The organism is Streptococcus sp. Marseille-Q8145, assembly GCF_965112035.1.
This window is the reverse complement of record NZ_CBCOPQ010000001.1, coordinates 227,706-241,775: the sequence shown is the minus strand read 5'-3', so window position 1 is coordinate 241,775 and position 14,070 is coordinate 227,706. Positions and strand designations below refer to the sequence as shown.

The following is a 14,070-nucleotide window of genomic DNA, read 5'->3' as shown; positions in this document are numbered from 1 at the left end:
TATGTAATGGGTGATAAACCAATATCTTTCCGAGACGAAAATGGCAATTTTGTCTCAGCAGCAGATGTTTGGAATGCAAAAAAGCTGGAAGAACTCTTTAACCGGCTAAATCCAAATCGCAAACTTCGCCTTGAGCGAGAAAAACTGAAAGAAGATCAATAGTTGAAACCAATCCTTTGAGATGAAGGAATGAGTGACAGTAGTCATGCTGCCTCATTCCAGATTTCGAAGGATTTTCTATTGGAAAAAACAAAAAAAGCCAAATCCGATTTCTCGGAAATGGCTTTGTATCAACATTCTTTTTAATGTCAATACAGTTCTTATTTGAGACCGTATTTTTTGTTGAAACGATCCACACGTCCATCTGCTTGAGTGAACTTTTGACGTCCAGTGTAGAATGGGTGTGAGTCTGATGAAATTTCGACACGGATCAATGGGTAAGTTTCACCTTCGAATTCAACAGTTTCGTTTGAACGTTTAGTTGAACCGCTAAGGAACTTGTAGCCAGTAGTAGTGTCCATAAATACAACTTGACGGTATTCAGGATGAATGTCTTTTCTCATTTTAAAAAATCCTTTCTGCCATGGACTCTTTGCGAGCCATAGATTAGTTACTTTGATAGTTTATCAAATTCTAAATGATTTGACAAGTCTTTTGGATGATTTTCTTATTTTTTTGCTCTTTCTTTTAATTTTTGATAAATTAAGTCCACTTCATCTTTGGAATAAGCATTGGCACCGCTGGCAAGTGGGTGGCCACCTCCATCATGTTGCTTGGCAATTTCATTGATTGGAGTAAATTTACTGCGCATCCGCACACGATAATGGCCGTCAGGTTGTTCGACAAAGATGGCCCACATCTGGACATCCTCGATCCGTCCAGGTGCAGCTACAATAGCTGAAGTATCAGCATCCGTCAGCTGATTTTCTTTCAATAATTGCTGAGATAGGATAACGCGTGCAGCACCATTCTCATCAATTTCTAAATTATCATAAACATAACCTTGCAGTTTGGCAACTTGATGTGTGATGGAGTCCATTTTTCGAGAAAGCTCTGAAAAATTAAAAGCGTATTGGCGAAGTTTTCCAGCTACCTCAAATGTGCGTGCAGTAGTCGCTGGATAGAGGAAGCGACCTGTATCTCCAACAATGCCAGCATAAAGAAGTTTAGCGATATAGTCATTTACTTCTAAGTGATTTTCGAAGGCAAAAAGAGCGATAATTTCGCTCGTGCTACTAGCATCTGTATCAACCAGCAGCAAATCTCCGTAGGCATCATCGTTGGGATGATGGTCGATTTTAATCAAAAAGTCGCCCATGCTGTAGCGCTGATCATCAATGCGGGGAGTGTTGGCTGTATCGCACACGATTACCAAGGCCTGCTCATAGTCCGCATCTGTCACCTCATCCATCTTTGCTAGCCAAGTAAGACTAGGCTCGTCGTATCCTGTGACTTTGATGGATTTTTCAGGAAAGTTGAGCTGGAGAAGTTTTTGTAAGCCGACTTGACTGCCAATTGCATCTGGGTCGGGGCGCATGTGGCGGTGGATGATAATTTTATCGTATTCCTTAATTTTTTTCAGAATTTTACTATAGATACTCATTGTAAACCTCTTAAACTTTCTCTAGTTATTGTAGCACAAGAATTTTTATTTTTAAAATAAAAAAGATGTGTTATAATGAATGAAGATTATAATTTGGAGGGAACTATGACCTTAGCGAAAATTGTATTTGCCAGTATGACTGGAAACACCGAGGAAATTGCCGATATTGTGGCGGATAAGCTAAGAGAACTAGATGTAGAAGTTGAAGTGGACGAGTGTACCACTGTCGATGCAGAAGATTTCTTGGAAGCGGATATTACGATTGTAGCGACCTATACCTACGGTGACGGTGAGCTGCCGGATGAAATGATGGACTTTTACGAAGACTTGTCTGGATTGGACTTGACTGGCAAGGTCTACGGAGTGGTCGGTTCAGGCGATACTTTTTATGATGAATTCTGCAAGGCTGTTGATGACTTTGATGCTGTTTTTGCGGCTACAGGAGCAGTGAAAGGTTCAGAATGTGTCAAAGTAGATCTTTCTGCAGAAGAAGATGATATTGAGCGCTTGGAAGCATTTGCGGAAGAGTTAGTAAGTAAAGTTTAAAATGACAATATAGGAAGCGGCTGTGGCCGTTTTTCTTTTGTTAAAGTATTATTTTCTGACAATTCTCATGATTAGGAGTATAATATAGGTAAGCGTTATCCCTTAGATAAAGGAGGAATTTCTATGAAAGAACGCGACTATGCCTTTGGCTTCCATGATGATGTCAAGCCACTCTTTTCAACTGGTAAAGGTTTGACCGAAGAAGTAGTTCGAGAAATCTCAGAAATCAAGAATGAGCCCCAGTGGATGTTGGATTATCGCCTCCGCTCTTTGGAACTTTTTCATAAGCTGCCCATGCCTAACTTTGGACCAGATTTATCAGGTATTCGCTTTGATGATATTATCTACTATCAGAAACTAAGCGGAGATCGGGCTCGCAGTTGGGATGAAGTCCCAGAGGAGATTAAGAAAACCTTTGACCGCTTGGGAATTCCAGAAGCGGAGAAGCAGTTTCTGTCTGGAGCTGTGGCCCAGTACGAATCGGAAGTGGTTTACCACAATATGAAGGAAGAATTTGCCAAGTTGGGGATTATCTTTACTGATACGGATACGGCTGTTCAGGAATATCCGGACTTGGTTAAGCAGTATTTTGGTACTGTGATTTCAAATGCTGAGCATAAATTTTCTGCTCTTAATAGTGCAGTTTGGTCCGGCGGAACCTTTATCTATGTGCCCAAGAATGTCCAGTGCCAAGTTCCTGTTCAGACCTATTTTCGAATCAATGGTGAAAATGCTGGCCAGTTTGAGCGCTCCTTGATGATTATCGAGGAGGGCGGCTCCATCCAGTATATCGAGGGCTGTACAGCACCGACCTATACAAGCAATAGTCTTCATGCAGCAAATGTCGAAATCATTGTCAAAAAGGATGCCTTTTTCCGCTATACGACCATTCAAAATTGGTCGGACAATGTCTATAACCTCGTAACGGAGCGGGGGATTGTTGAGGAGGGCGGCACCTTAGAGTGGATTGATGGAAACTTAGGCAGTAAGGTCAATATGAAATATCCTTGTAGCATTCTTAATGGCCGTAACGCGAGAACTTCTGTTCTATCCATGTCCTTTGCTAACTATGGCCAGCATTTGGATGCGGGTTGCAAGGTCTTTCATAATGCTCCTAAGACTTCCAGTACCTTAATTTCTAAATCAGTGGCCAAGGATGGCGGTAAGACAGACTATCGTGGTCAGGTTCGCTTTGGCAAGAATAGTGCAGGTTCCAAATCTCATATCGAGTGCGATACTATTCTGATGGATGGCGAGTCCAGTTCCGACACCATTCCTTTTAATGAAATCCATAATTCCAATGTCGCGTTAGAGCATGAAGCCAAGGTTTCCAAAGTGTCTGAGGATCAGCTCTACTACCTGATGAGCCGAGGAATCAGCGAAGAAGAAGCCACAGCTATGATTATCAACGGATTTATGGAACCCATTACCAAAGAACTACCAATGGAATACGCCGTCGAACTCAACCAACTCATCAACATGAGTATGGAAGGCTCAGTTGGTTAAAAAGGTCCAGCGGACCTTTTTAATCTGTGGATAAAAACTCGCTTTTGCGAGTTCTCCTTAATCCAAAGGTCCTGAGGACTGTTTTAGGTTGCGGATAAAAACTCGCTTAAGCGAGTTTTCTTTTAATTTAAGGTCCAGTGGCCCTTTTTTATTTAGGATAAAACTAGAAGATTTTACTATTTTTTGATATGATAGATAGAATATGAGGAGGAATGAGATGACGTTAGAAGAAATCAGACAGGAAATTGACCAAGTAGATGACGCACTTGTTGCCTTACTAGAGCAGCGTATGAATCTGGTCGGCCAAGTTGTGGCTGTTAAAAAATCAACTGGGAAGGCCGTCGCAGATCCTAAGCGAGAAGAAAGGATCTTTGCTAGAGTTGCGAGCAAGATTGAGAATAAGGACTATCAAGAAACGATTCTTGCGACCTTTGCGGATATCCTAAAGCATTCACGTGCTTTTCAGGAGAAGCAAATTAGATGAGTGAAGTAAAAAATTCTTTGGCAATCTTCCTAGCAGCGATGCTAGGCGGTTTACTTCGTTATCAATGCTCATCCTTTTTCACATTTACGGGACATTTTCCTCTAGCGACACTTTTGGTCAACTATTTGGGAACTTTCTTGTTAGTCTATTTGGTTAAAGGCTATCTCAGTCGCAAGCAAGTTTCTAAGCGTTTGTTATTGGCTTTGTCGACGGGATTTTGTGGCGGCTTGACGACTTTTTCTAGTCTTCTATTAGATTCGCTCAAATTGCTGGATTTAGGCCGTTATCCAGAATTGCTCCTATATCTTGTTTTGAGTATCGGCGGCAGCCTTTGCATTGCTTTATGGGCTGGAAGGAAGGTGACCGCATGATTTGGTTTTTGCTCATTGCTTGCGGTCTAGGAGCTCTTGTCCGTTACTTTTTTTCTAAGGTTAATAGCAGAGCTGCTTTGCCAATAGGCACCTTGATGGCTAATGTACTGGGAGCCTTTTTGATTGGATATTTTTATAATCATATCCAAGATAAGCAACTGTATAGCATTTTGGCAACAGGTTTCTGTGGCGGTTTAACAACTCTTTCCACTTTTAATGTGGAATTAGCAGAGCTATTCCCAGATAAGAAGAAATTTAGCCTCTATCTGATGCTGACTTACTTTATAGGATTTTTAGCCATTCTTTTAGGAATTTTTATCTAAAAATCTTTACTTTTGCTAGAATTTTGATATAATATACTTTGTGCATAAATGGATGCACTAAAAAAACGGCTAATCCGCTGTCGTCTAGAACTACAAGATTAGCAAGATAGGAGAAAAAATGAATCCATTAATTCAAAGTTTGACTGAAGGTCAACTTCGCTCAGATATCCCTGCATTCCGTCCTGGTGACACTGTCCGCGTTCACGCGAAAGTTGTCGAAGGAACTCGCGAACGTATCCAGATCTTTGAAGGTGTCGTTATCGCTCGTAAAGGTGCTGGTATCTCAGAAAACTACACAGTTCGTAAAATCTCTAACGGTGTAGGTGTTGAACGTACTTTCCCAATCCACACTCCACGTGTTGACAAGATTGAGGTCGTTCGTTACGGTAAAGTTCGTCGTGCTAAATTGTACTACCTTCGTGCATTGCAAGGTAAGGCAGCGCGTATCAAAGAAATCCGTCGTTAATATCAGAAATGACTCTGTCACTTGGCAGAGTTTTTCTCTAGTCCCCTTAGTTCAATGGATATAACAACTCCCTCCTAAGGAGTAGTTGCTGGTTCGATTCCGGCAGGGGACATTAAACAACACTTAAAACCCTTGATTAACAAGGGTTTTTGTTATATTTGACCCAAATCTGCCCCAAAAGTTTCGAAAATATTTCTTATTCGATTATGATTTTTTTCTTCTTGTTGCTCTAAACGATGGGTATAGACTTATACATGCTCAAAAGAGATTGGTCTATCGGAAGCTAGATGATGAAAGTAAGTTTTTTGCAGTGGAGCACACAAGCATTAGCGCTCACTTTTTACAAAAATTAAAGAGGAGTGTGGACAAAAGATTGTTCATAAAATCGTTCTAAAATAATTACAACAAAACTATTCTCTTCTAAGATTAGTTGAAATCCTCAGCCTAAAGGAGTCAGATGGCTTGCTGTCATTACCGAGTAACGAGAGTAATATCAGTCTTTATAACTGTAGATATGGAGATATAGAAGAATGAAAAATGAGTGCTACAGCAAATGTTGTAGCGTTTTTAATAGAAAGTAACAAAAATACTCATAATCTATTGAAATTTTTAGTTTTTAAGTTTACAATGATATTAATATAGTGTTTTGAATATATTCCTATGAAGATTATCAGTGATTTTTATTAAAGTTAAATAATTATAGTATAGGTCATTAGTAATGTTTTAATCTATATGGTCGCATTGATAAAGGATTCATTTTCTAGGACTAAGACATTATTCTTTTAAGTATTCTGTAATCTGTCTATAATACTTCAGAAACTATTTTCTCCAAAAATGAAAGCGCTTTAAAATTCGGAAGTTTTATTAAATTAGAGATTTAAGATTGGAATATTTTTCCAACATTAACACTAAATGAAATGAGGGTAAAAATGATAAAAGCTCATTATAATCGTGATACGAACGAAATGCAATCGTTAAAAATACATTTAACAAATGTTGCTGAAAGTGGAAGAAAACAAGCAGAGTCTTTAGGACAAGGGGATGTGCTTTTTTTGCTAGGCTTGTATCATGATTTAGGTAAGGCAAATAAAGCTTTTCAAGATAAATTGGAAATGCAACCTAACAAGCATGTTGATCATTCATCTGCTGGAGCTATCTATCTCTTTCAAAGTATACAAGCATGTTTAAAAAAATCAAGTATTCCAATGGAAGATAGGATACTTTTTCAGGAGATCAGTGCTTATGTTATTTCAGCTCACCACGGTATGTATAATATTTTTCTGGAAGATGAAGGTGTTCAAGCAGAACAATTTGCATTCAATAAATTAAGGCATAGAATGACAAAATGTATGAATAATCTTGCTTACCAAGAAGATATTCTACCTTTTGCTCAAGAATTAGAAGCTGAATTAAATCCTCATGGTTACTGTGATTTAAACGATTTAATCGAAAAAGCATTTACAAATTACCAGCAAGCCTGGTCTAAACTTAGTTGGTCTGATGAAAGTGAGAAAGAATATTATAGTGGTTGTTTTATTCGCATGTACTTATCTTTTTTGAAGAATGCAGATGTACTAGATACTGTCAATGCTTATGGCTTGCTCATTGAACCTTTAAAAGATGAAGAAAAACAACAACTAAATGATTCTTATCTTGAAGCTATTGAGCGAAAATATCGTAGCTTTAGTCATCCAACTACAAGACTGAATGAGATTCGTTCACAAATTGGTGAACGAGTTAAGAGTAGAGGGGAAAAAGATTCAACGGGAATCTATCGTTTAGACCTTCCTACTGGCGCTGGGAAAACGAATCTGAGTATGAGATACGCCTTTCATCAGCTGGTTGATCAAAAGAAATCAAGATTTTTCTATATTACGCCTTTTTTATCTGTTTTAGAACAAAATGCAGCAGCTATTAAAAAAGTTATTGGAGAAGATGGGGTACTAGAGCATCATTCAAATGTTGTACAGAACAAACAAGAGAACGAGGATAAGGGAGACGAAAAAGAGAGCTTATTACCAGAGTACCTGATAGAAAGTTGGGATAGTCCAGTCGTTTTGACATCAATGGTTCAATTTTTTCAAACTTTATTTAAAACTAAATCAGCAAATATTCGCCGTTTTTCTAGTTTAGCGAATAGTGTTTTGATTTTAGATGAAGTGCAATCATTGCCTATTGAGGTGACAACTTTATTTAATTTAACCATGAATTTCTTAAATGAAGTTATGAACACGACTATTATCTTATGTACGGCTACACAGCCTGCTTATGATTCTGCTGCTATCAAACATAAACTTTTTTATGGTGGGAAATATGGTGAAGCTGCTGATATTGTTGAGTTAACTCATGAAGAAAAAGCAGTCTTTTCAAGAACAGAACTTAGAAAATTTGATGAAAATAATCAACATTCGAACCTGTCAGATTTAGTAGATTTTGTACTGGAAAATGACGAGTCTATTCTTGCGATTTTTAACACCAAGAAGACTGTTGATAAATTCTATATGATGCTTGAAGGATTGACTGATAGACCTATTTATCAACTTTCGACTAATATGTGTGCTCAGCACAGATTAGACATTATAGCGGAAATTAAACAACATCTTAAAAAAGGAATACCTATTATTTGTATTAGTACGCAACTAATTGAAGCTGGAGTTGACATTGATTTTAATCGCGTCATCCGATCTTATGCAGGAGTTGACTCAATTGTGCAAGCTAGTGGCCGATGCAATCGTGAAGGTAAACGTGATAAAGGTCAAGTTACCTTAGTCAATCTTACCTCTGAAGAGGAAAATCTATCACGCTTGAAAGAAATAAAAGCTAAGAAAGACGCCACAGAGCATATTATCCATAAGATCTCATCGCCTATTGAAATGTCACTTTTAAATCGGGATTTTTTTGAATATTATTATGCTAATAATCAAGGTTCAATGGATTATCCTTTATCGCATGGTGAATCAGTTTATGATTATTTAAGCATAAATTCATATCAAGACAGTAATGATTTTAAAGGAAAGTTAAAACAAGCCTTTAAAACTGCTGGTTTGAAAATGAATTTAATAAACAATGACACAATAGGGGTGATGGTTCCGTATGGAGAAGCTATTGAAAAGTTGTTGGTTTTAGAAGAATTGTGTGAATATGATTACCCATCTGTTGAAGACTATCAAACAATAAAAGCACTTTTAAAGGAATTGCAGCCCTATACGGTAAATGTTCGTCAGCACGATCAAATACTTGAAGCGACAAAATCATATTTGAATGGGCAAATTCAGATATTGTCAGATGGTTATTATGATGAGAAAAAGGGGATCACCCTAGAGTCAGGAAGTTTCCTGATGTAAAAATTAAAAGAAAACAGGTCGACGAGAGTCAGTAGAGGACTTCGTTGACCTGTAATTCAGTATAAATAAGCACTAAATATAATTTCAATCCACATAGATAGCACTATGATGGCTAGATTATATCAAAATTGATCCATATAATCAACAGTTGTTTTATAAACACTATATATAGAAAGTAAATAATTGACTTTTGAAGTTTCAAGTGCTAAGATAGGTTTATAGAATCACAGAAGGAGGTTTTAACCTTGTACAGATCAAGAAATTTCTATGTAAAGATACGTAGCGAACAGGCTCTTTTTACAAATCCTGCAACTAAAGGTGGTGGAGAGAGATCGTCGTACCAAGTTCCTACTAGACAAGCCCTCCAAGGCATAATTGATGCTGTGTACTACAAGCCAACTTTCACAAATGTTATTACTGAAGTTAAGGTCATGAATCAAATTCAGACAGAGTTACACGGTGTTCGTGCTTTGTTACATGATTATAGTGCAGATTTGAGTTACGTTTCATACCTGAGTGATGTGGAATATCTAGTGAAATTCCATTTCATTTGGAATGAGAATCGTGAAGATTTGATGCAAGATCGGCTACCTAAAAAGCATGAAGCCATTATGGAACGTTCTATTCGAAAAGGTGGGCGGAGACATATTTTTTTAGGAACCAGCGAATGCTTTGGCTTAGTCGATGAAATTAGTCAGGAAGAGTATGAGAATACTCCTTCTTACTACGATGGCATTACTATTGATTTGGGTATTATGTTTCATTCTTTCGCCTACCCAAAAGACGAAACGACACCGTTAAAATCTTATTTCACAAAAACAGTGATGGAGAATGGGTTGATTAAGTTTAAGCCTCAGTCTGAGTGTGAAATTGTAAATACTTTATCTAGTTATACCTTTAAGACAACTGGCCAGATTAAGTCCGTTGATGATGAACTTAAGGAATACGATGCTATGGAGAAAGGAGAAGAATAATGGATTTTTTTACTTCTCTCTTAAAAGCTTATGAAAAAGCAGAAGAAATTGGCTTAGTTGACCAACAAAGTGGGGACAATCCTGTTTTGCTTCCAATTTATCATACTAGTTTGAAGTCAAATGGTAAGAATATTATTGCAGTTAAGTTGGATCAGGATGGGAATTTCTATAAAGCAGAATTCATCTCTGATAATCAAACGATTATATTTCCTGTGACTGCAAATTCTGTAGCAAGATCTGGTAGCAATCCTGCTCCACATCCTCTTGTAGACAAGTTTTCTTATTATATACCAGAAGTGAGTCAATCGCAATATGATGATTTTCATAAACAATTAGCTAGTTGGATTGCTTACTGTGAGGAAGGTAGAGTCAAGGAATTTTTGATAAAAATTCAGCATTTTATTCTCCAAACAGATTTTCTAAGTAGCATTCTTCAGTCTTTATATGGTGAGCATTACCAAAGAGAGGGATTGAAAATCACCTATTCTGACTCTGATGGAAAAAACAAGACTGTTGATTTATCCGCTTATTTCCTAGAGTTTTCAATTGTACGATTTAATGGCTTTAAAGATGAATCAGTGACTAGCTACAAGGAATTACATCAATCATATATTTCATTTGTAAGAGCTAATCAGGATAATTTGGGAATATGTAATATTAGCGGACGAACGGAGCAAATTACCAATAAGCATCGAGGACTGATGGGGAATGCTAAAATTATTTCGGTTAGTAATAAAGGAGAGGCCTATAAAGGGCGCTTTAAGGAGCGAGAAGATGTTTTTAGTGTTGGGTATGAAACTTCAGAAAAAATTCATTTAATGATTAAGTATCTGCTAGAAAATAAAAACAGTAGTACTTGGCTAGGATCGTCACAATATCTCATCAATTGGTTTAGTGATGATTTAGCGAATGAGAGTCAATTGGATATTGTTAAGCCGATTTTTAATGAATTATTTGAAGATGATATAGACCAAAAAGACAGTTCGGTTTTCCTCAAACCGAACCAAGTAAATAAAAAAATAAGGTCTTCGTTTATTAAAGGAAGAAAATTATTTGGCAATGATGCAACCTACTACGTTGCAATACTAAATAAAACAAGCAATGGTCGTATTGCTTTAAAATATTTCCGCCAGCTTCAAGTTTCACAGCTGCTGAAAAATCTGGAAACTTGGCAGGAAAACTATTCTTGGAAGGCAAAAACTAAATCTGGAAATTATAAATTAAGAACACCTACTTTTAATGACATAATCAACGCTGCCTACGGTATTGACAGAGAACGTTATTTGGAATTGGACAATGACAGTTTTAAGAGTGATCAATATCAGCAATTAGTAACAACTTTGATTGATGGGAATCCAATACCTAGTACTATCGTTAAGAAGTTAGAAAAGAATATTAAACAGCGACAAAAGTACCCTAATCACTGGTCTCAGGTGCAGCAAATAAGTTTAGCGATTTTACACAAACAATATGGAAGGGAGTTTAAACCAATGTTAGATCACGAAAATACTAATCGTTCTTATCTCTTCGGAAGATTATTAGCTATTTTTGAATTGATGGAATCGAAAAAATATGAAATCGAGAATCCAAATAAGGACAAGAAAGAATCTAATAGGATAACAAATGCCGAGAGGTACTGGAATGCCTATACCAGCCAGCCAGCTAAGTTAATGATGAATTTAACAAATAAAATCAAGCCTTATGAAGAGGCTGTGAAATTAAACGCTCATGGAATCTTTCACAAATTAGACAAAGAGCGAGCAGAAATTATTCAATTACTCAGCCCCCTAATGGCAAAGAAGGATATCAATGATCCCTTGGATTATCAATTTATTTTTGGTTACTATGCTGAAAAGCAATTCTTTTATACAAAACAAGAAAAAAATGAAAGTGAGGAATAGCAGATGTTGGAACACAAGATTGATTTTATGGTAACAGTTGAGGTAAGGGAAGCTAATGCAAATGGAGACCCCTTGTCAGGAAATATGCCAAGAACAAACGCAGCCAATCAAGGCTTAATCAGCGATGTGGCCATCAAACGCAAAATCCGCAATCGAATGCAGGATTTTGGCCATACCATCTTTGTACAAGCAAATGATCGCATTGAGGATGGGCTTAATTCACTTGAGAAACGGTTTAAGACTCAATTTACAGGAAAAGAATCAGATGAAGAAATTAATGAAAAAGCCAATCAATTATGGATGGATGTCCGTTCGTTTGGTCAAGTGTTCACTTATCTAAAAGATCGCTCGTTTGCTATTCGTGGACCGGTTTCTGTCAGCATGGCTAAATCTTTGGATCCAATCATCATCTCTAGTTTACAGATTACTCGAAGCACAAACGGTGTCGAACCTAAAAAAGCAGGTGGACGTTCATCTGATACGATGGGAACCAAGCATTTTGTGGACTATGGTGTCTATGTCATCAAAGGTTCGATTAATCCAAATTTTGCTGAAAAAACAGGATTCTCTAACGAAGATGCTGAAGTTATTAAGGAAGTGCTCGTTAGTCTTTTTGAAAACGATGCTTCTTCTGCACGTCCAGAAGGTTCTATGCGCGTGAGGGAAGTCTTCTGGTTTACTCATTCTAATAAGCTAGGAAATGTTTCTAGTGCGCGTGTTTTTGATTTGATTGAATTTGACAAAGAAAAACAGGATAAAGATAGTTACGATGACTACCGCATTCATCTGAATCAAGAAAAATTAGCAGAATATGAAGCTAAAGGATTGAAAGTTGATATCTTAGAAGGACTGTAAAATGGTTTATGCTGAAAGTGACTATTTGATGTTATCTGGTATTCAGCATTTCCAATTCTGCAAGCGCCAATGGAGTTTGATTCATATTGAGCAGCAGTGGGCTGAAAACGAAGCGACAGCTCATGGGCAGATTTTGCATCAAAAGGCGGATAATCCTTATATTAAAGAAAAGCGAAAGGATGTCATAACCTCACGAGCTATGCATGTCTCATCAAAAGAGCTTGGTCTCTATGGGATATTGGATGTGGTTGAATTCCATAAGGATGAAAAAGGAGTTCCGCTAAAAGGGAAACGTGGCAAATGGCTTCCTGTCATTATTGAATATAAGCGTGGAAAACCAAAAAGAGATACTCGGGATATTGTTCAGCTGGTTGCTCAAACGATTTGTCTTGAAGAAACTCTTGGGTGCGCAATCGAGTATGGCTATCTTTATTACCATAGTGTGAATCAAAAGAAGCGAATAGAAATCACTTCTGATTTACGAAAAGAAGTAGCCGAGTTAGCTTGCCAAATGCATGAATATTATGACAAAAAGCTTATTCCAAAAGCTGAATATTTTAAAAACTGTCAGTTATGCTCCTTAGTTGATATTTGCATGCCGCGTTTGAGTAAAAAGGCGCGCAATATTGACAATTACATTTTCCAAGCATTAAAAAGTGAGGATAGCTTATGAAAAAGCTACTTAATACTCTATATTTGACTCAAGATAATTTTTATTTAACCCGTGAAAGAGATAATATCGTTATCAAGCAAGAAGGTAAAGTTATCAGTCGTTTCCCGTATCGAATTATTGACGGCATTGTTTGTTTTTCTTATTTGGGAGCGTCTCCTTCTTTGATTGAACTCTGTGCTGAGAATCAGATTAATTTGTCCTTCCATACCCCGCAAGGACGCTTTTGCGGTCGATTTGTTGGGCAAACAAATGGGAATGTTTTGCTAAGAAGGCAGCATTATCGTTTGGCTGATGAAGAACAATCTCTAGAATATGCAAAACATTTTATTCTTGCTAAAATTTCAAATTCTAGAAAATATTTACTACGTTTTAAGCGTGATCATCGCGATCGGATTGATAGCCAACTATTTGAAGAAGTGAATACGGAATTGACTTGGGCCTTGGAACAGGTTCAAGCAGCTGAAAACAAGGATTCTCTTTTAGGAATAGAGGGTCAGGCAGCAAACCAATATTTTCGTATTTTTAATGATTTAGTATTAACTGATAAGGAGACTTTTCAGTTTAATGGGCGAACTAGACGCCCTCCATTAGATTGTGTCAATGCTTTGTTATCATTTGGCTATAGTTTATTAACATATGAATGCCAATCTGCTTTGGAAGCAGTAGGGCTGGATAGTTATGTTGGCTTCTTTCATACGGATAGGCCAGGTCGTGCTAGCTTGGCATTGGATTTAGTCGAAGAATTTCGTGCTTATATAGTTGACAGATTTGTGTTTTCTTTGATAAATAAAGCTCAGTTAAGCAAAAAACATTTTGACTTTAAGGAAAATGGAAGTGTCATATTAACTGAAAAAGGGCGTGCAATTTTTATTGAAGCCTGGCAAAAGCGGAAACATCAGGAAGTAGAACATCCTTTCACTAAAGAAAAAGTGAAATTGATGTTACTGCCCTATATCCAAGCACAGTTATTGGCCAAGACAATCCGTGGAGAATTGGAATCCTATCCACCGTTTTTAATATAGGA

General features: G+C 37.3%; 15 protein-coding genes and 1 tRNA gene. 14 read left to right on the top strand and 2 right to left on the bottom strand.

Going from position 1 to position 14,070, the window contains the following annotated elements; all coding sequences use genetic code 11:
• The first annotated feature begins 6 nt into the window (after window positions 1-6).
• Window positions 7-162: a hypothetical protein gene (locus ACWPVL_RS01250; RefSeq protein ID WP_125387654.1), complete on the top strand. Its 156-nt coding sequence runs from the start codon at window positions 7-9 to the stop codon at window positions 160-162.
• Window positions 163-320: 158 nt separating this feature from the next.
• Here ACWPVL_RS01250 and ACWPVL_RS01245 read toward each other — a convergent pair whose 3' ends face one another.
• Both ACWPVL_RS01245 and ACWPVL_RS01240 read right to left on the bottom strand, forming a co-directional pair.
• On the bottom strand, window positions 321-563 hold the full coding sequence (locus tag ACWPVL_RS01245; RefSeq protein ID WP_048763695.1) for a type B 50S ribosomal protein L31: 243 nt from the start codon (window positions 561-563) through the stop codon (window positions 321-323).
• 104 nt (window positions 564-667) lie between these two features.
• On the bottom strand, window positions 668-1,603 hold the full coding sequence (locus tag ACWPVL_RS01240) for a DHH family phosphoesterase (protein WP_125370605.1): 936 nt from the start codon (window positions 1,601-1,603) through the stop codon (window positions 668-670).
• 105 nt (window positions 1,604-1,708) lie between these two features.
• Here ACWPVL_RS01240 and ACWPVL_RS01235 point away from each other — a divergent pair, with 105 nt between their 5' ends.
• From ACWPVL_RS01235 to cas1c, 13 genes are all read left to right on the top strand, one after another.
• Window positions 1,709-2,149 carry a flavodoxin gene (locus tag ACWPVL_RS01235; protein WP_454386345.1) on the top strand — a complete coding sequence of 147 codons (441 nt, stop codon included), beginning with the start codon at window positions 1,709-1,711 and terminating at the stop codon, window positions 2,147-2,149.
• 123 nt (window positions 2,150-2,272) lie between these two features.
• A complete protein-coding gene (gene sufB, locus ACWPVL_RS01230; RefSeq protein ID WP_061909505.1) occupies window positions 2,273-3,655 on the top strand; it encodes a Fe-S cluster assembly protein SufB in 1,383 nt (460 codons plus the stop codon).
• Window positions 3,656-3,872: 217 nt separating this feature from the next.
• A complete protein-coding gene (locus ACWPVL_RS01225) occupies window positions 3,873-4,139 on the top strand; it encodes a chorismate mutase (RefSeq protein ID WP_048763700.1) in 267 nt (88 codons plus the stop codon).
• Entirely contained in the window at window positions 4,136-4,510 is a 375-nt protein-coding gene (gene crcB / locus ACWPVL_RS01220; RefSeq protein WP_314044135.1) for a fluoride efflux transporter CrcB, read from the top strand. Before ACWPVL_RS01225 ends, crcB (ACWPVL_RS01220) begins: the two co-directional genes overlap by 4 nt.
• Window positions 4,507-4,833, top strand: a complete 327-nt coding sequence (gene crcB / locus ACWPVL_RS01215; RefSeq protein WP_454386342.1) for a fluoride efflux transporter CrcB — start codon at window positions 4,507-4,509, stop codon at window positions 4,831-4,833. Before crcB (ACWPVL_RS01220) ends, crcB (ACWPVL_RS01215) begins: the two co-directional genes overlap by 4 nt.
• Window positions 4,834-4,951: 118 nt before the next feature.
• The gene (rplS, locus tag ACWPVL_RS01210) at window positions 4,952-5,299 is read left to right on the top strand and encodes a 50S ribosomal protein L19 (RefSeq protein WP_005590628.1); all 348 of its coding nucleotides are present in this window, start codon (window positions 4,952-4,954) and stop codon (window positions 5,297-5,299) included.
• 40 nt (window positions 5,300-5,339) lie between these two features.
• A tRNA-Arg gene (locus ACWPVL_RS01205) sits at window positions 5,340-5,411 on the top strand.
• An 817-nt stretch (window positions 5,412-6,228) separates the two neighbouring features.
• Window positions 6,229-8,643 (top strand): CRISPR-associated helicase Cas3', encoded by a 2,415-nt coding sequence (cas3, locus tag ACWPVL_RS01200; RefSeq protein WP_454386340.1) that lies wholly within the window; start codon window positions 6,229-6,231, stop codon window positions 8,641-8,643.
• Window positions 8,644-8,888: 245 nt separating this feature from the next.
• The gene (cas5c, locus tag ACWPVL_RS01195) at window positions 8,889-9,617 is read left to right on the top strand and encodes a type I-C CRISPR-associated protein Cas5c (protein ID WP_454386338.1); all 729 of its coding nucleotides are present in this window, start codon (window positions 8,889-8,891) and stop codon (window positions 9,615-9,617) included.
• Window positions 9,617-11,518, top strand: coding sequence for a type I-C CRISPR-associated protein Cas8c/Csd1 (gene cas8c, locus ACWPVL_RS01190; protein ID WP_454386336.1), 1,902 nt, complete (start codon window positions 9,617-9,619; stop codon window positions 11,516-11,518). The genes cas5c and cas8c overlap by 1 nt, the downstream gene beginning before the upstream one ends.
• A gap of 3 nt (window positions 11,519-11,521) precedes the next feature.
• Window positions 11,522-12,373 (top strand): type I-C CRISPR-associated protein Cas7/Csd2, encoded by an 852-nt coding sequence (gene cas7c, locus ACWPVL_RS01185; protein ID WP_148887572.1) that lies wholly within the window; start codon window positions 11,522-11,524, stop codon window positions 12,371-12,373.
• Between the two features lies 1 nt (window position 12,374).
• Complete coding sequence (cas4, locus tag ACWPVL_RS01180; protein WP_454386334.1) at window positions 12,375-13,046, top strand: CRISPR-associated protein Cas4; 672 nt, start codon at window positions 12,375-12,377, stop codon at window positions 13,044-13,046.
• Window positions 13,043-14,068, top strand: coding sequence for a type I-C CRISPR-associated endonuclease Cas1c (gene cas1c / locus ACWPVL_RS01175; RefSeq protein WP_125387664.1), 1,026 nt, complete (start codon window positions 13,043-13,045; stop codon window positions 14,066-14,068). Before cas4 ends, cas1c begins: the two co-directional genes overlap by 4 nt.
• Window positions 14,069-14,070: the final 2 nt, after the last annotated feature.

Coding starts and splice junctions, on each gene's coding strand:
- ACWPVL_RS01250 (WP_125387654.1), top strand. CDS start 7: ATGGGTGATAAACCAATATCTTTCCGAGACGAAAATGGCAATTTTGTC.
- ACWPVL_RS01245 (WP_048763695.1), bottom strand. CDS start 563: ATGAGAAAAGACATTCATCCTGAATACCGTCAAGTTGTATTTATGGAC.
- ACWPVL_RS01240 (WP_125370605.1), bottom strand. CDS start 1,603: ATGAGTATCTATAGTAAAATTCTGAAAAAAATTAAGGAATACGATAAA.
- ACWPVL_RS01235 (WP_454386345.1), top strand. CDS start 1,709: ATGACCTTAGCGAAAATTGTATTTGCCAGTATGACTGGAAACACCGAG.
- sufB (WP_061909505.1), top strand. CDS start 2,273: ATGAAAGAACGCGACTATGCCTTTGGCTTCCATGATGATGTCAAGCCA.
- ACWPVL_RS01225 (WP_048763700.1), top strand. CDS start 3,873: ATGACGTTAGAAGAAATCAGACAGGAAATTGACCAAGTAGATGACGCA.
- crcB (WP_314044135.1), top strand. CDS start 4,136: ATGAGTGAAGTAAAAAATTCTTTGGCAATCTTCCTAGCAGCGATGCTA.
- crcB (WP_454386342.1), top strand. CDS start 4,507: ATGATTTGGTTTTTGCTCATTGCTTGCGGTCTAGGAGCTCTTGTCCGT.
- rplS (WP_005590628.1), top strand. CDS start 4,952: ATGAATCCATTAATTCAAAGTTTGACTGAAGGTCAACTTCGCTCAGAT.
- cas3 (WP_454386340.1), top strand. CDS start 6,229: ATGATAAAAGCTCATTATAATCGTGATACGAACGAAATGCAATCGTTA.
- cas8c (WP_454386336.1), top strand. CDS start 9,617: ATGGATTTTTTTACTTCTCTCTTAAAAGCTTATGAAAAAGCAGAAGAA.
- cas7c (WP_148887572.1), top strand. CDS start 11,522: ATGTTGGAACACAAGATTGATTTTATGGTAACAGTTGAGGTAAGGGAA.
- cas4 (WP_454386334.1), top strand. CDS start 12,375: ATGGTTTATGCTGAAAGTGACTATTTGATGTTATCTGGTATTCAGCAT.
- cas1c (WP_125387664.1), top strand. CDS start 13,043: ATGAAAAAGCTACTTAATACTCTATATTTGACTCAAGATAATTTTTAT.